The organism is Robbsia sp. KACC 23696 (assembly GCF_039852015.1).
In the GTDB taxonomy this organism is placed as follows: domain Bacteria; phylum Pseudomonadota; class Gammaproteobacteria; order Burkholderiales; family Burkholderiaceae; genus Robbsia.
This window is the reverse complement of record NZ_CP156628.1, coordinates 868,348-888,545: the sequence shown is the minus strand read 5'-3', so window position 1 is coordinate 888,545 and position 20,198 is coordinate 868,348. Positions and strand designations below refer to the sequence as shown.

The 20,198-nt window shown below is 63.6% G+C and carries 17 protein-coding genes; 12 read left to right on the top strand and 5 right to left on the bottom strand.

Features of this window, described 5'->3' with window-relative positions; all coding sequences use genetic code 11:
• Nucleotides 1-207 precede the first annotated feature (207 nt).
• The 11 genes from ABEG21_RS25120 (at nucleotide 208) to ABEG21_RS25070 (ending at nucleotide 15,389) form a co-directional block, all read left to right on the top strand.
• Nucleotides 208-1,233: a CheR family methyltransferase gene (locus tag ABEG21_RS25120; RefSeq protein WP_347558318.1), complete on the top strand. Its 1,026-nt coding sequence runs from the start codon at nucleotides 208-210 to the stop codon at nucleotides 1,231-1,233.
• Nucleotides 1,230-2,096, top strand: coding sequence for a chemoreceptor glutamine deamidase CheD (gene cheD, locus ABEG21_RS25115; protein ID WP_347558317.1), 867 nt, complete (start codon nucleotides 1,230-1,232; stop codon nucleotides 2,094-2,096). Before ABEG21_RS25120 ends, cheD begins: the two co-directional genes overlap by 4 nt.
• Nucleotides 2,096-3,196 (top strand): chemotaxis response regulator protein-glutamate methylesterase, encoded by a 1,101-nt coding sequence (locus ABEG21_RS25110; protein WP_347558316.1) that lies wholly within the window; start codon nucleotides 2,096-2,098, stop codon nucleotides 3,194-3,196. The genes cheD and ABEG21_RS25110 overlap by 1 nt, the downstream gene beginning before the upstream one ends.
• Before the next feature lie 180 nt (nucleotides 3,197-3,376).
• Nucleotides 3,377-3,772 (top strand): chemotaxis response regulator CheY, encoded by a 396-nt coding sequence (cheY, locus tag ABEG21_RS25105; RefSeq protein ID WP_024904038.1) that lies wholly within the window; start codon nucleotides 3,377-3,379, stop codon nucleotides 3,770-3,772.
• Nucleotide 3,773: 1 nt separating this feature from the next.
• Nucleotides 3,774-4,607 (top strand): protein phosphatase CheZ, encoded by an 834-nt coding sequence (gene cheZ, locus ABEG21_RS25100; protein WP_347558315.1) that lies wholly within the window; start codon nucleotides 3,774-3,776, stop codon nucleotides 4,605-4,607.
• A 336-nt stretch (nucleotides 4,608-4,943) separates the two neighbouring features.
• Nucleotides 4,944-6,254 (top strand): flagellar biosynthesis protein FlhB, encoded by a 1,311-nt coding sequence (gene flhB, locus ABEG21_RS25095; protein WP_347558314.1) that lies wholly within the window; start codon nucleotides 4,944-4,946, stop codon nucleotides 6,252-6,254.
• 311 nt (nucleotides 6,255-6,565) lie between these two features.
• Nucleotides 6,566-8,665 (top strand): flagellar biosynthesis protein FlhA, encoded by a 2,100-nt coding sequence (gene flhA / locus ABEG21_RS25090; RefSeq protein ID WP_347558313.1) that lies wholly within the window; start codon nucleotides 6,566-6,568, stop codon nucleotides 8,663-8,665.
• Nucleotides 8,662-12,075 carry a flagellar biosynthesis protein FlhF gene (gene flhF, locus ABEG21_RS25085; protein ID WP_347558312.1) on the top strand — a complete coding sequence of 1,138 codons (3,414 nt, stop codon included), beginning with the start codon at nucleotides 8,662-8,664 and terminating at the stop codon, nucleotides 12,073-12,075. The genes flhA and flhF overlap by 4 nt, the downstream gene beginning before the upstream one ends.
• A complete protein-coding gene (locus ABEG21_RS25080) occupies nucleotides 12,068-13,105 on the top strand; it encodes a MinD/ParA family protein (RefSeq protein ID WP_347558311.1) in 1,038 nt (345 codons plus the stop codon). Before flhF ends, ABEG21_RS25080 begins: the two co-directional genes overlap by 8 nt.
• A gap of 14 nt (nucleotides 13,106-13,119) precedes the next feature.
• A complete protein-coding gene (locus ABEG21_RS25075; protein ID WP_347558310.1) occupies nucleotides 13,120-13,860 on the top strand; it encodes an RNA polymerase sigma factor FliA in 741 nt (246 codons plus the stop codon).
• A 320-nt stretch (nucleotides 13,861-14,180) separates the two neighbouring features.
• The gene (locus tag ABEG21_RS25070) at nucleotides 14,181-15,389 is read left to right on the top strand and encodes a Fic family protein (RefSeq protein ID WP_347558309.1); all 1,209 of its coding nucleotides are present in this window, start codon (nucleotides 14,181-14,183) and stop codon (nucleotides 15,387-15,389) included.
• A 66-nt stretch (nucleotides 15,390-15,455) separates the two neighbouring features.
• On the opposite strand, the gene ABEG21_RS25065 is transcribed toward ABEG21_RS25070, so the two are convergent.
• The 5 genes from ABEG21_RS25065 to flgA all read right to left on the bottom strand — a co-directional run bounded on the left by ABEG21_RS25065 (nucleotide 15,456) and on the right by flgA (nucleotide 19,419).
• Complete coding sequence (locus tag ABEG21_RS25065) at nucleotides 15,456-16,475, bottom strand: DUF2891 domain-containing protein (protein ID WP_347558308.1); 1,020 nt, start codon at nucleotides 16,473-16,475, stop codon at nucleotides 15,456-15,458.
• A 207-nt stretch (nucleotides 16,476-16,682) separates the two neighbouring features.
• Nucleotides 16,683-17,003: a flagellar biosynthesis anti-sigma factor FlgM gene (gene flgM, locus ABEG21_RS25060; protein WP_347558307.1), complete on the bottom strand. Its 321-nt coding sequence runs from the start codon at nucleotides 17,001-17,003 to the stop codon at nucleotides 16,683-16,685.
• A gap of 210 nt (nucleotides 17,004-17,213) precedes the next feature.
• Nucleotides 17,214-17,681 (bottom strand): flagellar protein FlgN, encoded by a 468-nt coding sequence (locus tag ABEG21_RS25055; RefSeq protein ID WP_347558306.1) that lies wholly within the window; start codon nucleotides 17,679-17,681, stop codon nucleotides 17,214-17,216.
• A 142-nt stretch (nucleotides 17,682-17,823) separates the two neighbouring features.
• Nucleotides 17,824-18,204, bottom strand: coding sequence for a flagellar biosynthesis anti-sigma factor FlgM (gene flgM / locus ABEG21_RS25050; protein ID WP_347558305.1), 381 nt, complete (start codon nucleotides 18,202-18,204; stop codon nucleotides 17,824-17,826).
• A gap of 288 nt (nucleotides 18,205-18,492) precedes the next feature.
• The gene (flgA, locus tag ABEG21_RS25045; protein ID WP_347558304.1) at nucleotides 18,493-19,419 is read right to left on the bottom strand and encodes a flagellar basal body P-ring formation chaperone FlgA; all 927 of its coding nucleotides are present in this window, start codon (nucleotides 19,417-19,419) and stop codon (nucleotides 18,493-18,495) included.
• Between the two features lie 156 nt (nucleotides 19,420-19,575).
• Here flgA and ABEG21_RS25040 point away from each other — a divergent pair, with 156 nt between their 5' ends.
• Nucleotides 19,576-20,109: a flagellar basal body protein gene (locus tag ABEG21_RS25040; protein ID WP_347558303.1), complete on the top strand. Its 534-nt coding sequence runs from the start codon at nucleotides 19,576-19,578 to the stop codon at nucleotides 20,107-20,109.
• The last annotated feature ends 89 nt before the right edge of the window (nucleotides 20,110-20,198 follow it).

Here is a 20,198-nt window from a genome sequence, read left to right as displayed (position 1 = left end):
TCCACGCCGGCCAATGAGCGTGATCGGTCCCGCAGTGAAGCGCACCGGCGCATGCACGAAGGAGCTGGGGCTGGGCGCGAGGCGCGCTGCGGTGAGTGGGCCGTGGGCCGCTCGAAGATGTGTCCGGTTGGCGGCGCGGCGCGAAGATGCCGCAACGAGCCGCCAGTCCGGGCCGGTTAAACGGTTGTCTTGAATTGATGCGTTGACATGACTGCGTTCCGCACTGCGCCCAGCTCGCTGTCGCCTTCGTCCCGTACGAATGCACAGTCCTCCCCTACGTCCTCGGGCCACGGCTTGTCCGGCGGTTCCGCCGTGACCGGAATCTCTAGCAGCGACCTTGAAGCGGCGCGCGATTTCCCGTTCACCGCTGATGACTTCACCCGTATTCGCGCGTTGATCTACCGGGAAGCGGGGATTTCCCTGTCGGACCAGAAGCGTGACATGGTCTACAACCGGCTCGCGCGCCGCCTGCGCGTGCTGGGGATTCCATCGTTCTCGACCTATCTCGATAATCTGGAGCGCAGCCGCGATCCTCAGGAGTGGGAAGCGTTCACCAATGCGCTGACGACGAACCTGACCGCGTTTTTCCGTGAAGGACACCATTTCCCGATTCTCTCCGAATTCGCCGCCAAGCATACGTCGCCGCTGAATGTATGGTGCTGCGCCGCGTCGACCGGTGAGGAGCCGTACTCGATCGCGATGACGCTGGCCGAAGCGGCGGGACGTCAGGGTCAGGCGAAGGTGCTCGCCACCGATATCGATACGCAGGCGCTGGCGACGGCATCGGCCGGTATCTACACGGCGGACCAGGTCAAGGGTCTTCCCACCGGGCGGCTGCAACGCTTTTTCCTGCGTGGCACCGGCTCGCGCGAAGGTCGTGTGCGCGTCAACGATGCGCTGCGCGCGATGGTCTCGTTCGAGCAGTGCAATCTGATTGCACCGCCGTGGCAGCAGGTGCAGCGCCAGGGCCCGTTCGATGTGATCTTCTGTCGCAATGTGATGATCTATTTCGACAAGCCGACGCAGGCGCGCATCCTGGAAACGTTCGCGCCGCTGATCAAGCCGGGCGGTCTGTTGTTCGCTGGACACTCGGAGAACTTCTCGTATATGACCTCGGCGTTCCGCTTGAAGGGACAGACGGTCTACGAGCGGACGTCGGAGCCGGCTGCCTCGTCGAATCTGCTTGCCGCCGGCGACAGTCGTGCCGCTGCGCTTGCGGGTAACCGTCGATGAGTGCGCTGCCGCAAGCCAACCATTTCTATCAGGATATGGATTTCGGCAAGCCGGGCGTCAAGCTGTTGATGAATGAATTCTTCGTCACCAGCGACGATATGGTGCTGACGACGGTGCTGGGTTCCTGCGTGTCCGCCTGTATTCGCGATCCTTATTCGGGATTGGGCGGCATGAACCATTTCATGCTGCCGGACGGCGGCGGCGATCCGTCGCGCGCCTTGTCCGACGCGATGCGTTACGGCTCCTTCTTGATGGAAGTGCTGATCAACGAATTGATCAAGCGCGGCGCGCGCCGTGCCTCGCTCGAAGCGAAGGTGTTCGGCGGCGCCGCGGTGCTCAAGCGGATGCACACCTTGAATATCGGCGACGACAATTCGCGCTTTGTCCGCCGTTATCTGGCGCTCGAAGGCATTCGGATCGTCGCCGAGGATCTACAAGGGGAGCACCCGCGCAAGGTTGCCTATATGCCGACGAGCGGGCGCGCCATGGTGCGCAAGCTGCCGCTGGACGTGCGCGTGACCGATCCGGTCAGCCGCACCGCGGAGATCGAGCTGGCGCAACGTGAAAAGGCAATGGCCGAAGAAATGGGTGCGATGCGCGACCGGCATGCGCGCCGCGCCCCGGAAACGATGCAGCTGTTCGGGGCCGCCGCGCGCGGCACCGCGCCGCGTCCGGCCGCAGCCACCTCCGGCGTGACGTCGACGAAAACCGCGGCCGTGGCGGGCGCGACGGCCACGGCGTCGGCGGTCACTTCGGGGGCCGCGCCCGCGCCGAAGTCGAGGGTCGAACTTTTTATCCGGCGCCCGGCGCCCGCGACGCCGCCGGCTTCGCCAACAACAAAAACCATTACTGAGACGATGTGATGTCTACCCCGAAGATTCGCGTCCTTTGCATCGATGATTCCGCGTTGGTACGCAGCCTGATGACGGAAATCATCTCGAGCCAGCCCGACATGATGGTGTGCGCCACGGCGCCGGACCCCCTCGTCGCACGGGAACTGATCAAGCAGCACAATCCGGACGTCTTGACGCTGGACGTCGAAATGCCGCGGATGGACGGTCTCGATTTTCTCGAACGACTGATGCGTTTGCGCCCGACGCCGGTCGTCATGGTGTCGTCGCTGACGGAGCGCGGCTCGGAAATCACGATGCGCGCGCTGGAACTCGGTGCCGTCGACTTCGTGTCGAAGCCGAAGGTCGGCATCCGCGACGGCCTGCTGGACTACACGCAGATCATTGCGGACAAGATCCGCGCCGCATCGCGCGCCAAGGTGCGGCCTCTCGCCGCACGTGCGCCCGCAGCCGCTGGCGCCGCGGCGCCAGCCGGCGCGCCGGCAGCGGTGTCGCCGCTGCGCAATATGCTGGTATCGACGGAAAAGCTGATCGCGATCGGCGCGTCCACCGGCGGTACCGAAGCGATCAAGGAAGTGCTGATGCCGATGCCGTCGGACGCTCCGGCGGTGTTGATCACGCAGCATATGCCTGCCGGCTTTACGAAGTCCTTTGCCAAACGCCTGGATTCCTTGTGCCGGATCGCCGTGAAGGAAGCGGAGCACGGCGAGCGGCTGCTACCGGGCCATGCGTATATCGCACCGGGCGATTTCCACCTGTCGTTGGCGCGCAGTGGCGCCAACTACGTGGCGGCCTTGAGCGATGCGGCGCCGGTCAATCGGCACCGCCCTTCGGTCGACGTGTTATTCAATTCCGTGGCGGAGTTTGCCGGCAAGAACGCGATCGGCGTTATCTTGACGGGAATGGGCAAGGACGGCGCGGTGGGAATGGGTGCGATGCGTCGCGCCGGCGCCTACACTTTTGCGCAGGACGAGGCCAGCTGCGTGGTGTACGGGATGCCGCGAGAAGCGGTGCTGATCGGTGCCGCGTGTGAGTCGGTGTCGGTCCAGCAAATGACGCACCACGTCATGCAGAAATTGCTGTCGATGGGCGAGCGCGCACATCGCGTATAGTACGCGATTGAGTGCAATCTGCCCTCAAGATCATGCGGATTCATGCCGATATCCTATGAAACGGCGTTAGACGGGTGGGTCTGCGAGAGACCGATGTGTTTCTCGCGGCGCATCCGGCGGACGGCAGGATAGGGCGCTCACTAATTTGAGATTAAGTACAGGTTTTCAGAGGCGCAAACGATGGATACTTCGATAAAGATTCTTGTGGTGGACGATTTTCCGACGATCCGTCGCATCGTGCGGAACCTCCTCAAGGAATTGGGTTATAGCAACGTCGATGAAGCCGAAGACGGCGCGATGGGGCTGGCTAAGCTGAAGGCGGGGTCGTACGAATTCGTTATTTCCGACTGGAATATGCCGAATATGGACGGGCTGCAGATGCTGACGGCGATCCGTGCCGATCCGGCGCTGGCACATTTGCCGGTGTTGATGGTCACGGCGGAAGCGAAGAAGGAAAATATTATCGCCGCGGCGCAAGCCGGGGCGAGTGGCTATGTGGTAAAGCCGTTCACCGCCGCGATTCTCGACGAAAAGATCTCCAAGATCCGCGAGAAGATGGCGAAGGCTGGGGCGTGAGATGACTAAGCGCGAGGATGCGGTCGTGGATATCGATGACGAACTGTTCGGGGCGCCGCCCGCCAAAGGCGAAGTAAAGACCGACATGCAGGTGGCACCCGTTGCCGACGCGGCCGATCAGCCAGCTTCGACGGCATCCGTCGCGTCTGCTGCTGCGGGCCATGAATCCGGTACCGGTGTGGATTCCGCCGATCCGGCGGAGCGGATGACGGCCCGCATCGGACAACTGATGCGCATGCTGCGCGACAGCATGCGCGAATTGGGCCTCGACAAGCAGGTCGAGCAGGCGGCCGAAGTCATCCCGGATGCACGGGATCGACTGACGTATATCGCGGCGATGACGGAGCAGGCTGCCGAGCGCGCGTTGAACGCGACCGACGTGGCGATGCCGCTGGCGGACAAGTTGAACAAGGAAGCCAATGCGCTGGATGGGCGTTGGCAGAAATGGTATGACGCGCCCCAGGACATCGACGCCTCGCGCACGCTGGTCAACGAAACGCGTGCTTTCTTGCAAACGACGTCGGCACAGTCGGCAACGATCAATGCCCAGTTGCTCGAAATCATGATGGCGCAGGATTTCCAGGATCTGACCGGCCAGGTGATCAAGAAGGTGATGGACGTCGTCCATCACATCGAACAGCAACTGCTGGGCGTGCTGCTGGAAAACATCTCGCCCGAACGGCGTGCCGAGTTGATCAAGATCGTCAGCGGCGTCAAGGCCGAAGACAAGGAACCGTCCTTGCTGAACGGTCCGCAGATCAATCCGGAAGGCCGTGCCGACATCGTCACCGACCAAAGTCAGGTCGACGATCTGTTGACGGAACTCGGATTCTGATCGATCGTTCGATCTGTCTCGTTGATCCGCATCGGCGGCCCGGCGTTTCCGATGCTGCTTTACCGCCGACCTGGCGCGACCACTCCCTGCGGGCAGTGCACGCGACAGGCGGCTGATACCGGTCTCACTCCAACGGCGCATGGCCCGATTTCGGGAAATGCGCCGTCTTTTTTTGTCTGATCGTCGGATGGGCGTTGCGTACGACACCCGATAATGCCTTCTGTCGACAACCCCGTCCCGTTCGGACGGGCGGGGTTCGGCAGGAAGTGTCAGGACAGGAAAGGGGCGGAGACAGCGCGGCCATCGGGGCCGACGTCCGCCCGCTGCGGAGCGCGCGTGGCAGAAGATAGCGATCTCGAAAAAACCGAGTCAGCCTCACCCCGGCGGCTGGAGCAGGCGCGCGAGGACGGGCAGGTTGCGCGTTCGCGCGAACTGTCGACGTTTGCGCTGTTGGCCGTGGGCTTCGGTGGCGTTTATATGATGAGCGGGTCGCTGCTCGGTCAGTTCTCGCAGCTGTTTCGGCACGCCTTTATCTTCGATCGCGCGGCAAGCCAGGATCCGACGCAGATGCTGCATCGGGCCAGCGATGCCCTGACGCTGGCGGCGATGGCGATCAGCCCGATCCTGATCGCGATCACGCTCGCGGCGCTGTTGTCGCCGTTGGCGCTGGGCGGCTGGTTGCTGACGACCAAGCCGCTGGCGCCGAATTTCGGCCGACTGAACCCCATTTCCGGGCTCGGCAAGATGTTCTCGACCCACGCTCTCGCGCAGCTCGGCATGGGCATCGCAAAGTGCGTGCTGGTTGGCACCGTGGCCACCTTGGTGGCGCTCCATTACAAGGACGATGTGATCGGTCTGCTGACCGAGCCGGTGCGCGTGGCGCTGCCGCACGCGGCGAATATGGTCGGCGTCGTCTGTGCCGCCACGGTCGGTGCGATGCTGCTGCTAGTGGCGGCGGACGTCCCTTATCAGCTGTGGTCGCACGCGAAGAAGCTGCGCATGACCAAGGAAGAGGTCAAGCGCGAGTACAAGGAAAACGAAGGCGATCCGCATATCAAGGGCAAGATCCGCGAGCAGCAGCGCGCGATGGCACGCCGCCGGATGATGTCGCAGATTCCCACCGCGGACGTCATCATCACGAACCCGACCCACTTCGCGGTGGCCTTGCGCTACGCCGACAACGGCATGCGGGCCCCGCGCGTGGTGGCGAAGGGCGCCGATCTGGTGGCGGCGCGCATCAAGGAAATCGCCAAGGAAAACGGCATACCCGTGCTGGAAGCGCCGCCGTTGGCGCGTTCGCTCTACAAGCACGTGCAGTTGAACCGGGAAATTCCCGCGCAGCTGTACGGTGCGGTCGCCGAAGTGCTGGCCTGGGTATTCCAGTTGCGTCGCTGGCACGCCGAGGGCGGACAATATCCGGATCGCCCCGGAGACGTCCTCGTCCCGGACGAATTGGCCGTCAGCGCGCAGTCGTTGTCGGGAAGCGACGGCGATTTAGACGACGCGGCACTCGATGCGGCGGCCGCCGACGCCGCCGAGGCCAAAGCCGCCGCCGGTGGCGGAACGCGCGGCGGCCCGGCCGGTATGGCCGACGAGGCCGTCAGCGACGTCGATCCGTCGAGCATCCGCGAGACCGGCGCGCCTTGACGCGCCCGGCCGGCGCCCGCCGCGGGCGCCGATCTGCAGAAGTAAGGGGATTTCCGCCACCTTATCGTTCGATCGCCGCTGGCGTCCTCCCGTAATAATGCATTCCGTCGGAGTGCGTCTGTAGCGCCGCAGTCGAATGCGGCACACCGCGGTTGTCGCGGAACGCGCCCTCCCCAGAATCCCAGCGGAGAGTCCCCAGTGCGCCATTCCAGCCCAAGCGATGCCGATCGGACGCCCCAAGGCGCCCGTGACGCACGTGCGCACGCCGTCTCCGCACGCGATGCCGCGCGGATGATCGCAAGGAGCGTCGCATGAATCGCCTGACTGCGATGCTCGGCATGCCTGCCGGCGCCAACGGCGCCGGACTGCGGGGGATGTCCGGTCCGATTCTGATCATCATGATCCTCGGGATGATGATCCTGCCGCTGCCGGCCTTCATCCTCGATCTGTTGTTCACGTTCAACATCGCGCTGTCGGTGATGGTGTTGCTCGTCAGCCTCTACACGCAAAAGCCGCTCGATTTCTCCGCCTTCCCGAGCGTGTTGCTGTTCTCGACGTTGTTGCGCCTGTCGCTGAACGTCGCCTCCACGCGGATCGTGCTGATGGAGGGCCATACCGGCCCGGACGCGGCGGGTAAGGTGGTCGAGGCATTCGGCCATTTCCTTGTCGGCGGCAACTACGCGGTCGGCATCATCGTTTTCGCCATCCTCGTCATCATCAACTTCATGGTGATCACGAAGGGCGCGGGTCGGATCGCCGAAGTGTCCGCGCGCTTCACGCTGGATGCGATGCCCGGCAAGCAGATGGCCATCGACGCCGATCTGAACGCCGGCTTGATCAATGAAACGGACGCCCGCAAGCGTCGCGTCGCCGTGGCGCAGGAAGCCGAGTTCTACGGTTCGATGGACGGTGCGTCGAAGTTCGTCCGCGGCGATGCCGTGGCCGGGCTGATGATCATGGCGATCAATATCGTCGGTGGCCTGATCATCGGCGTCGTCCAGCACCATATGGCTGTCGGCGACGCGGCCTCGAACTACACTTTGCTGACGATCGGTGACGGCCTGGTGGGGCAGATCCCCGCCCTGGTGATCTCGACCGCGGCCGGTGTGATCGTCTCCCGCGTCGCGACGGACGAGGACGTCGGCACGCAGATCACCGGTCAGCTGTTCACGAACCCGAAGGTCCTGGCGATCACCGGCGGTATCCTGGCCGGCATGGGCCTGATCCCCGGCATGCCGCATCTGGCGTTTGGTCTGCTGGGTGGCGGTCTGTTTTTCTTGGCACGCAAGATGCGCCAGTTGGCGGAGCGTCGCGCCACCGAGGCGGCCGCGCCGAAGCCGATCCTCGAAAACGCCGTCAATCCCGAAAACACCGAAGCGAGCTGGGATGATGTGCAGTTGGTCGATCCGCTGGGACTTGAAATCGGTTATCGGATGATTCCGCTGGTCGATGCTGCGCAGGAAGGCGAGCTGTTGAAGCGGATCAAGGGCATTCGCAAGAAATTCGCGCAGGAAATCGGTTTCCTGGCGCCGGTGGTGCATATCCGCGACAATCTGGAGTTGCGGCCGAATGCGTACCGGATTACGTTGAATGGTGTGGAAGTGGGTACCGGCGATGCGTTCCCGGGCCAGTGGTTGGCGATCAATCCGGGACAGGTCAGTGGTCCGCTGCAAGGCGCGCCCACGCGGGATCCAGCGTTTGGTCTGCCGGCGGTCTGGATCGATATCGGCATGCGCGAACAGGCTCAGTTGTTGGGCTATACGGTAGTTGACGCGGGCACGGTGGTGGCCACGCACTTGAACCATCTGATCACGTCGCACGCATCGGAATTGCTGAGTCGCCAGGAAGTGCAGCAGTTGCTGGATCGGATCTCGCGCGATGCGCCGAAGCTGGTCGAGGATCTGGTGCCGAAGGTGGTCTCGCTGACGACGCTGCAGAAGGTGCTGCAGGGGCTGCTCGACGAAGGCGTGCCGATTCGCGATATGCGTACTATCCTCGATGTACTGGCCGAACATGCGCCGAAGGTCGGCGATCCGTACGAATTGACGGCAATGGTGCGCTTGGCGTTGGGTCGCGCGATCACGCAGCAAGTCGCGCCGGGCAATGGCGAAATGTATGTAATTGGTCTGGAGCCGGGTTTGGAGCGTATCCTGTCGCAAGCGTTGTCTAACGGCAACGGCGGCGGTCTGGAGCCGGGGCTGGCGAATACACTGCTGCAGCAGGCGCAGGACGCGCTGATGCAGCAACAGAATCAAGGCTTCCCGCCGGTGATGCTGGTACAGCACGGGTTGCGGTCCCTGCTTGCCCGCTTCCTGCGTCGGAGCATGCCGCAATTGAAGGTCCTGAGCTATGCGGAAGTGCCGGATAGCCGCACGATCCGCGTGACGACTACGATCGGAGGTCAGGTTTGAAAGTCCGTAAATTCTTCGCTCCCTCGTCGCGTGAAGCACTGAAACTGGTGCGCGCGGAATTGGGCGCCGACGCGGTCGTCTTGTCGAACCGGGTGGTTGACGGTGGCGTGGAACTGGTCGCGTTGACGGAAGATTCGCTGAGCGGCATCGTCGAAGATCCATCGGCGCTGTCGTCCGCCGCCGCTTCGGTGCCGCCGTCGCCGCCCGCGGACGCACCGACTCGTGTCGAGCCGGCGTTGCGTAGTGCGCCGTCGATGCCGATGGAAGCCGATCCGTTCGACGATGTCGAGCCGTTCGAAGGGTATGGACCGAGCGCCTTCGGTGCGCCCTCGCAGCCGTCGCCGATGCAGCAAAACCAGCCGAATCAATCGAACCCCTTTGGTTTCACGGGCCGTGGTCGTCCGTTCGAACCCGCGCGGACGCCGGCTTCGACGGCAGGCGGTGCGGGCGGCGGAATGGGTCAAGCGCGCCCGGGTCGTCCGGCGGACGAGGCCGACGATCTTCCAGGCGGTTTTGCGCGTCGGGCCTTTCCGACGCTGCAGCCGGGTTTCGATGGCCCGACAAGTGCGCAACAAGGTCGGCGTTTCACGCCACGCGATGAAGCCCCGCTTGCCGAGCGCTCCGATCGCGATCGGCGCCTGGCACAACCGGTCGAGACGCGCGACGACGCGCTGCGGGCCCAGGCGGAAGAAGCGCTGCGCGCGCCGACGCCGTATCGTCCCGTGCCGGGACTGCATAGCCCCATGACGCATTTGGACAATGCAAACGGGCAGGACCGTACGCGCGCCTTGCCCGGCGTGCTGGCGGCGAAGGCGGTGGGCGACGATGGCGCTTCGGCGCTGGCTTACGTCCATCGCGCGACCCAGACAGCCTATTTGCAGCAACGTCGCGCGCGGGAAGAGGCGGAAGCCGCGGCGGCCGCACTGCGGGGAAGCCCGGCGGCGTCTGCAGCGGGTGGGATTCCGGGACAGCCGGGGGCCGATGGATTGGCTGACGCCGGCTGGACCGGCGAAGCGAGGTCACCCAGGCAAGGCGGAGACCGAGACACCCAGCAAAGCGAATTTGGCGGCCAAGCTCGCCCGTCAGCTGTTGAGGCCGATGCGCGGCCGGGCAGCGCGGCGGCGATGAACGACGCAGCCCGTCAGGCGTACGGCCAGGATCAGCACGCGGAGCGCGATGCGTTCGGCCATGCTGCCACCTACGGCGACGTCGAATACGGCAATGACGACATGCACAGCGAGGATGACCGCGACGACGCGGCGCATCTGCATCCGGACTATTTTCTCGACGAACCGGCCGTGCCGTTCGCGCGCGCGGCGGAACGCGGACAGTCGTTGTCCGGCGTCGCGGGTCTGGCGCGCCCGGAACGCGACGACGAAACCGCGGCGCAAGCCCATGTACTCGGCTTGGCCCGGGCGGAACGAGGCATTCCCGAGGTTCAGACGCTCGCACGTTTGGCTCGTGATGCGGCCGGACTGCAAGCGCACACGAGCGCACCGGCACCGATGACCGCGAGCGAAGCCGTCGCGCGCGGACTCGGCACCGCGGGCGAAGTGATCGTGCGTCCGGCAACGATGCCGCGCGAGGAACAGGACAGCGCGCCTTTGCCCGAGGCGGCACTGATGGATGTCGAGACGCCGTCGGACACGGCGGACACGGCGATCCCGTCGGCGCCCACCTTGGCCGATCCCGCCGCGCAAGCGGACGTGACGGCGGCCGCACCGCACAGCCGGCAAACGTCGACTGCGCCGGCTGCGGTCTTGTCGGCGCGCGAATACGGTTCGACGCGTTATGCCGCGACGACCCGCGTCAAGGCGTCGTTCGCAACCTTCCCCGGCTCGCATCCCGCCATCGGCAATCCGACGGCCAGCCTGCGCGCCATGCAGCCGATGTCGCAGATGGCCGTCGATGCGGCGCTGCAGGCGGATGGCGCACACACAAGCGCCCCGTCGGCGGCAGCGGCAGAAGCGACCGTAGCGGCACCGATCGCCAGCGACGCCGCGCAGACGGATGCGGGCACATCGACCGATAGCGCCGGGAATGCGCCGCTGGATGCGCGCGTGGCGCCTGGTGCGCAGTCAAACGTCGCCGCCGCGCCAGCGGATGCGAGCGCGTCGCTGCTGAACGATGCATTCGGCGTCGATGCGGACGCCGGCAACGTTCCGGCACCGTCCCCGATTAACAAGACAGTTGCCGACGCATTCGAGGCGGCCGCACCGGCGGCGGACGCGGTCCCTCCCGCGGCATCGGCATCGGCATCGGCATCGGCATCGGCATCGGCATCGGCATCGGCATCGGCATCGGCATCGGCCAATGGCAGTGACACCGCCACAAGCCCGCGCAGTGCCAGCGCCGTGCTGGACGAGATGCGCAATCTCTGTGGTGCCTTGGGCTTGCAGTTGGAAGCGATCGATCAGAGCGAGCGGATCCGTCGCGACCCGGTACGCAATGGCGTGACGCAGATGATGCTGGCGTGCGGTTTCTCGGCGCAGCTGGTGCGCTTGATGCTCGACAAGCTGCCCGCGGTCGGCACGGCGGAAGAAGGTCTTGCCTGGGTCAGGGCGACCTTCGAGCGCAATCTGCCGGTGCTGGACAACGAAGACGCGTTGATGGAGCGCGGCGGGGTGTTCGCGCTGATGGGGCCGACCGGTGTCGGCAAGACGACCACCACGGCGAAGCTTGCGGCCCGCGCGGTCATGCGCCACGGTGCCGATCGGGTGGCGTTGCTGACGACGGACTCGTATCGGATCGGCGCGCATGAACAATTGCGCATCTACGGTCGGATCCTCGGCGTGGCGGTGCATGCGGTGAAGGATGCATCGGACCTGAGCCTGGTGCTTTCCGAGCTGCGCAACAAGCATATGGTGCTGATCGATACGATCGGCATGAGCCAGCGTGACCGTGCGGTATCGGAGCAGGTGGCCATGCTGCGCGGTGCGCAGATGCCGGTCAAGCGGCTGCTGCTGTTGAACGCGACGAGTCATGGCGACACGCTGAACGAAGTCGTCCGCGCTTACGGTTCGGCGATCAATGCGGCGGGTGGCGGCAATGCCGGCGAGTCCGAAAGTGGCTTGAGCGGCTGCATCATCACGAAGGTGGACGAATCGAACGGCATCGGTGCCGCGCTGGACACGGTCATGCGTCATCGCCTGCCCGTGCACTATGTGTCGAACGGCCAAAAGGTTCCGGAGGATCTGCGAGTGGCTCGTCGGGGATATTTGATCGACAATGCCTTCAGCGATCCGCACCGGGTCTCGCCGTTCCAGCCCGATGCCGAGGCCTTGGCGATGCTGTTCGCTGGTGAAGACCAACGTATCGCCCAGTCGGCGCTGCAGGCATCGACCAATCCGGGTACCGTCGGCACGCAGCCGGCGTCCGGCGAGGCACATTACGGAAGTTCGCATGGATAAGTTCGTTATCGACCAAGCCGAAGGATTGCGCCGCCTGGTGGCGCGCCGTCCCCTGCGTATCGTGACCGTTCTGGGCCCGGCAGCGGCGTCCGGCGCGACCACGGCGGCACGGAACCTGGCGGCGGCGCTGCGGTTTCACGGGAAGCGCGCCTTGGTGATCGACGAGCACGCCGGGCAGGGTCAGTATCCGGCGTCGTTGGCGGACATCGTGGAAAAGCGCATTGCTTTGGATGACGTACTGTCGCCGTTCGACGACGAGATGCAACGCGGCGTGCCGACGCTCGGCGCGCCGGCACCGTTGGACGATCAGGCCGATCTGTTGCGTCACTGGCGCGGCGACGAACAGGCGGCGGCGATGAACGGTGCGCTCGACGTGGTGCTGGTGGATGCGCGTGTTGGAGAGACCGGTGCGTTGACGCCGTTGGCAGCGCAGGCGCACGACGTTTTGATCGTCCTCGATGCGGATCCGGCAGCGATGCCGGCCACCTACGGTTTGATCAAGCGCTTGCATTTCGCGCAAGGCATCCAGCAGTTCCGCCTGCTGTTCAACCGCGTGGCGCAGCCGATCGATGCGCAGACCGCTTATCAGAATCTGAAAGGCGTCGCGATGCGCTATCTGGGCATATCGCTGTCGCCGGCGGGCGTGATCTCCCGCGATGCGGTGCGTCTGGCGCGCGCCGATGCCTTGGGTGGATGCGTCGTGACGGCGTATCCGACGGCCCCGGCGGCGATCGATTATCGCCGAGTGGGCGCGGAGATCGTGCATTGGCCGTGGCGTCCGCTGGCGGGCGTGGGCCATCCGCAGGGTGGGGGCGATGGCGGCGGCTCTGGCGGTCGTGCGGAGGGGCAGTCAGGAATGTCGGGGCAGGCAGCAACGGGTGGCACGGTTGGGATGGACTCGGCGGCACTGCGTATGGCGCAGTCGGCAGCATCGAGTGGCATGACGGCTCGCCGTCAGGAATACAGGAATGGTCCGCAGGCGATGGCCGCGGCGATGCAACGGCACGCAGTGCCGGCGCATTTTGCGTGACGAAGGAGTCGCGGATGTACACTGCCCAAGGCAAATTGACGCAAAACGAACAGTCGATGCACGATACAGCGATGCGCTACGCGCCGCTCGTGCGTCGGATTGCGTTGCATATCGTCGCCAAGCTGCCGTCCAGCGTCGACCTGGACGATCTGATCCAGGCCGGCATGATCGGATTGCTCGATGCCGCCAACCGCTACAAGGGCGAACTCGGCGCGCAATTCGAGACCTATGCGAGCCAACGGATCCGCGGTGCGATTCTCGATCAGCTGCGCGAGAACGACTGGTTGCCGCGTAGTCTGCGGCGCTCGTCGCGCCAGGTGGAAAAAGCCGTGCACGAGGTCGAGCAACGCAAGGGCGGCTCGGCGACCGAATCGGAAGTCGCGGAGCACCTGCAACTGCCGCTGGACGAGTACCAGTCGATGCTGCAGGACCTGCACGGCAGCCAGCTGTTCTACTACGAAGATTTCGAACGCGAAGGCGGTGACGAATCGTTCCTGGACCGGCACTGCGTGGACAAGACCGACCCGCTCGCGACGCTGATGGATGGCGCGTTTCGCGGGGCCTTGATCGAGGCGATCGAGCGTCTGCCGGATCGGGAAAAGCTGTTGCTGAGCTTGTACTACGAGCAGGGCCTGAATCTGCGCGAAATCGGCGCCGTGATGGAAGTCAGCGAATCGCGCGTCTGCCAATTGCACAGCCAGGCCGTGGGCCGGCTGCGCGCCAAAATGCGCGAGTTCGCGCCGGCAATGTCTTAAAGGGCGGCAACGAAGGGGCACTGTGTCGCCCTACGCCCTGCCGCCGTCGCATTCCGAGTAGGTGACGGCGCGCTCACTCTGTCTTTTCTTTCCGCACGACTCACGGCCCGGCACCGGTCACGGCGCACCGGGCAAGCGACACGTGCATCCCCTGTCCTCACCATCCTCGACCACGCTTCGTGTCGCCCATCACGCCCGTCTCGAACCCTACATGCAACTCTACTTGGAACACTACATAAATTCTGAATTAGTGTTTTAATATAAAGACTTGTGGCGTTTATTGGTGTACAAAGAACTCTACATTTATCTGGACGACCAGCATGGCTAGCAGCGTGGTGTCTTTCGAGCCGCTCTATCCCGAAGATCGAATGCTTGAGCCACTCCTTGAACGTGCCTCTCGTTTGATTGAACTGTCTCAGAAATTGATTCCGATGACAGAAACGCCAATGGCGCGGGCGTTGATCCCGCAATTGCGCGCGATGAATTCGTACTACACGAATAAGATCGAAGGGCAACATACGACGCCAGCTAAGATCGAAGCGGCCTTGAACCGGCATTATGCTGTCGACGATGCGGAGCGAAAAAAGCAGCTCTTTGCGATGGCGCATATCGAAGCCGAATCGACTCTGGAGCAGGACTGGGCCGGGCTGACCGTCAGCGCGTTGTTCGAGCCTGAACGAATTTCTGTTTTACACGATCGTTTCTTCGCGTTTTTGCCTGCAGAGGATCGCTTCACCGGCGAAGGGGAGGCGATCCTCCCAGGAGAGATACGGCAGAGTGACGTTACCGTAGGACGCCATCTGGCACCGCGACCCGAGCTCATTGAACCCTTACTCAATGCGTGGGCAACAAGATATGCACGCATTCGTGGAAGGGAGTACCAATTAATCGGTATCGCGTGTTCGCATCATCGCCTGACATGGATTCATCCCTTTGTCGACGGTAACGGGCGCGTTGCCCGTCTGCATTCGCACCTTGCTTTGCGGGCTGCTGCGTTGACCCACGGATTATGGTCTCCGCTACGAGGACTTGCACGCTCACACGCAGAGTACTATGCAAGGCTGAGTGCGGCAGACCAATCACGTCGTAATGATCTGGATGGGCGCGGCAACCTTTCGCAGGAGGGCCTTGTTCAATTTGTCGAATTCTTTCTGGATTGCTGCATCGATCAGGCCGAGTTTATGGTTCGGATGACCGATTTCGACGGAATTACAGAGCGGACGAAAGATCTTTTACATTATCTCGAGGCTCATCCTTGGGCGCTTGGATCAGAAAAATCCGTTATAAAAGCAGACGCTGCCGTGCTCCCGATGGAGTTTGTGATGCGCACGCGTGCCGCCACGCGTGCCGAATTCGGGCAAATGTTGGGCAATGTCAGTGACGTCAACAAACGCCGAATCGTTCGTTCCTTGCAGGATTTTGGTCTACTCGATGCCCCGACGCACCGCGGCGATTTGACGTTCAGCCTACCGCTCCGTAGCCTGCGCTTCCTGTTTCCTAAGCTCTGGCCAGAGGTCGATCAAGAGTAGCGGCATGCGATAAATCGTTCTCGGTGCGCTTGGCATTGCGCCGCAAAGCATCGTACGCGTTCCCGGTCAATCAGGCTCCGCCATCAGCGCGAGAAGCGCGAACGTTGCCAGCCAATGCTCGCCCATGTAGTCGCCCTCGACCTGCGCCAGGGCCTGCGTCAAATGCACATGCGCCGTGTTCGCCAGCAATGCGCGCCGTGCGTCGTTTTCCGGTAGCGCCTGCGCGATCTGCCGCAGGCACCAGGCACGGCTCAGATTCAAACCGTCGAGATGCGCCAGCTTGCCGTCGCTGCGATCGCTTACCGTCGCCGGAACGAACATCGCCGCTGGCTGCCCTTTCAGCAGATCCGGCAGAAACGCATCGAACCAGGACAGGAAGGTGTCGGCCGGCAGGACGCGCCGCATCAGGTCGGCCTCCATCCAGCCCGGGGACAGGAACTCGTCCCCAGCCGGTTCCCAGCCCTGATAACCGCGGTCCTCGCTATACCACCGCACGGCGGTATCGTTGAGCAGTGCCGCAAACGGCGCGTTGCCGACATCTCGCGCGTAGTCGAGCGCCAGCGCCAACGCAAACGCGGTGTTGAAGTGGGTGCCGACGCGCAACGGGTAGGTGCACTTCGGCAGGAATTCGGTGAAGCGTGCGACCAGCAGATCCGCAAGCGGGCGCAAGGCGTCGTGCCAGCGGCGTGCATCGGTATCGCCCGACTCGGCCATGCGATGCAATTGGCCTTGTAACGCCAGCAGCCAGGCCCAGCCATAAGGCCGCTCATAGCCCCGTGCGGTAGGCCGTTCAAAATACGCGACCTCACCGGCCAACCGTTCCGGCGTCAAATGGGCATCGAACGTCGTGCGGATCGTTTCGCGTTGCGGGACTGAGGGGAAGTGCTCGAGCAGCGAGGCCAGCAGCCAGTAGCCGTGCACGCAGGAGTGCCAATCGTAACTGCCGTAGAACACCGGATGCAGTTGGCGCGGCGTGACGGCATCGTTGTCATCGGCCAGGACGTGCAGCAGGCTATTCGGATATTCGCGGGTCAGATGACGAAGCGCGATGGAAGCGAATTGAGAAGCGACGTCAGCAGTTAGCATCAGGGCACGAAGGCGCACACGGCGCGCAAGTTCACAGAGTCCCACTATACCGCCGAGTGCCGCAGACGATAAGAGAAGATAGGGCGTGCCAGATAAAATAATGCATAGTGCGCGCGATCGACGTGATTCCGCTCGACGACGATCCGACGACGTGTCGACACACATCCCGCCAACGGCGGGCACGTGCTCCGGCGCCAGACAGCCCGCTTAGTTGGGCATCTGGATCAGCTCCTGTGTCGTCACCAGCAGACCGTCCGCGATCTTCGCGGCGTCGATGCGCAGCGTACCGTTGGCGATCGCCGAACGCAGTTCGTCCACACGTGGCACGTCGATGTCGTTGCTCGGATCGCTGGCGGCAGCTAGCAATGCTGCCGTCATCGGCGAAAACGACACACTGCCGCTGGCAATGGTGGTGTTGGCAAGAATGGCAGGCGTCAGCGGTGACGCCGAGGCGCCTGCCTGGTTGCCAACGGTCGGCTTTTGCAAGGCCGCGGGCGTTTGACCCGGTAAGGATGGATTCAATTTCACAGCAGTTCCCCGAGGGAGGTTTCCTGCCTTAACGGCCTACCCCAGGGGAACTTTAGAAATTTCCTCGGTATAAATGCAACAAGCTGTTAATCGTTCGGATATTTCGTCACATAACAGTTGACGAACAGTCGCTTGATTATTTACTAAATCGAACATGCGGCGGATGGTCGCAGTCTATAAAATCGTTTTCATCGGGCGACAGTGCCGACGTCACCCCATCCGTCCGTCTGCGCCGTAGGTCGACAATGTCGTCGCGCCGCTTGCAACGCGGATCGCGTCGAGCGCCGACCGGTTGTACACCATACGTGTCCGGACTAGTCGACCATTCGTTTCGTTACTGGCGCGTGCGCTCCGTGCAAGTCCCAACAGCGTTTCCCATTTCGCCGCGATTTCTTGCGTGACAGCGGGATCCGATTGACGGGTGCGCTCCAATAACGATTGCATCCCCGACAATGCCGCGCTGACAAACCACGAAGTCCGCTGCCGGCCCAAATCGCTCAATTGTCTATACAGTTCGGTCTTGCGCGTCACGATATCGGGCAACGTCGACACATCGGTGCTGCGCGCCAGCAGTTGCTGCTCTTCCTGCAAGGTCGTCACGAATAGTCGCAAGGCGGCAATTTCATGGTCGAGCAAGGTCAGCAATACGGCGTAATTGAGCGAGAGGGTCGGTGTCATCACGGAAGTTCCAGCGAAGCGCAAGACGGCAGCCGCCTGTCACCCGGTTTGGACGCGGGAAGCGGAGGCAGCGCGAAAACAACAAAGCGACCCAGCGGCGTGAAACGCGGCTGGGTGATGTCAGAGAAACAGGGGATAACGCTCAGATCGCGCCGTTCGGCGACATCAGTTCGCGCGAGCCACGGAGCATGCCGTCGGCGATCCGCGAAGAATCGATCTGATAGGAGCCATTGGCCAGCGCCGCCTTGATCGCGGCGACACGATTCATGTCGACGTCGTGACTGGGATCGTTTGCCGCGGCCATCAATTGCGACGTGCGATGCGAGACGCGAGCGTCTCCGCCAATACGTTGGGACGCGTTGGCGCCGCTCGCATCGTACGGCGACGCAATCTGTTGCTGCCCCGATACATTGGTGGCGCCAGCAGCCGCCTCCGCGTTCGGATTCGGCCGCGTCCGTGCGGCTTGTCGTTGCAACGTGTCTTGTCGCACCGACGCGTCGTTTGGATTCGCGTTGAGTTTCACGGTCTGTCCCGTCAGCGTGGTCTGCAGGGCCGAAAAGCGCCGACGCAGAAGACATGACAGTCGACCGCATCCGCGCATTCGGCGAAGAGTGCATTCCTATATGCGCTTCCAGTGTAGCAGGAAAGCCGCATTCGCCAAAGAAACCCCGCGCAAAATCGCCGTAACCGTACGCGCGTGTCCAGCCCCCGGCCGTGGCGCGGCCTACCGTGCGCTCGCGTCCGGCGCGGGTCGGGCACGATGACGACGTCAGGGGGGCGGAAAGGGCGGACATGCGCGGTCGCGGAGGCATTACAACGGGATGTTGACGGACGAGTCGGATTGGGCGATGCCACTGACGATCGCGCCGTTCGACGTGCGAACGCGGACCTGTTGGCCCGCCGAGGCATTCGCCAGGGCGCTGCCCTCGGACGAAATCGCAAACCCGTTACCCTGCGCGATCAGCTTCACGATCTGGCCGAAACGAATCGCGACGGCGGCGCGCACCGAATCGGTCCGCAACGGCATGCCGGCCATGACGGCGCCCATCGTCGTGGTGCCGATGATCTGCGTCGGATCAGTGACGATCACGGCGGGCAGGGTGGTCAGATCACCGTTCTGTGCCATCAAATCGTTTGGTCCGATCACCGTGTTAGGGCTCAGACCGTGCGAGGCCACATAGTAATTGCCGATGACGCCGACGCGCGCTTGCAGATACAGCGTCCACGGCCGTTCTCCGACGCACCGCACGCCGACCGTCGCCTGTCCCCAAAGCCGTACGCCCGGCGGCAGGAAGGCTTCCAGGGATTGGCAGGCAGCCAGTCCCTGCGGTTGCGGCGGCGTCACCGCGATGGTGACGCGGCCCGGCACCCCTTCCGTTTGCTGCACCAGGAAACGCTCGGCCGCCTGAACGATGCGCGCCGGATCCTCGTTGTTGCCCTGCGCGTGCGCCGGTGCCACCACGGTGATCAGCGAGGCCGCAACCAAGCCCAGGACGGCGGCGGTTGCCAGCGCGTCGCGCTTTGACAACGGCGATGACGACAAACGTCGCACGCGCGGTGCCCCGCGTTGTTGCGCAGTGGCGCGCATGCTGTTGCGTGCGGCCGACACACGTACCGCACCGCGTGCCGCCGACGCGTCCTGCGTCGCCGCCGTGGCGCGTGCCATCGGCGTCGAAGGCACGCCAAACAAGGCGCGAACGGTCTGTAGCCACAATCGGATAGGGGTAGCGGCGCGCATGGGCTGCTCCGGTTTTTCAGTTAGAGCGGATTGTAGGGAGTGGCTGCAACGCGCTATCTGCCGAAATGAAGCGCCAATTACCCCTTTATCCTCGAATTGCCGTGGACCGCTTCCCCGTACGATGCGTCCCATACCTGAAAAGGAAAGGGGCGGTTCGTGGACAAACTCGACGCGGAATTCAATTTCGGGCGCCAGGCGCTGGATGTACGCGCTTATCGCCAGCAGTTGCTGTCGGGCAATATCGCCAACGCCGACACGCCGGGCTACAAGGCGCGTGACGTCGATTTCGCCAAGACGCTGCGCAGTGCGCTGGGGTCGGATGCGGCGGCGAAGCCGGGCCCGGTGTGGGACAGCGGCAGCGTCTCGCGCACCGGCTATCTGGCGATGGCCCGCCCGGAAGGCGATGCCGGCATGGGGGCAGCGAGCGGCAACGGCAGCTTGTCGATGGACGCAACGCATCCTGGGCATCTCGCCGGTGTCGCCGGCGCGGCGGCCGCGGCGAGCGCTGCTTACGGTACGCCGGCCTACCGGACGCCGTACCAGTCGGCGATGGACGGCAACACGGTGGAACTGGATAACGAGCGCGTCAATTTTGCCGACAACGCGCTGCATTACGAAACGGGCCTGAACATCGTCAATCAGCAGATGAAGACGATGTTGACGGCGGTAAGCGGCGGTAGCGGTAGTTAAGTGATCGGGCGGCCGCCGCGGTAACGGGGCGGAAGGGATGCGGGTGACGGTGCGACGCCGGCCTGGCACGAAGCGGACGAACGGTGAGG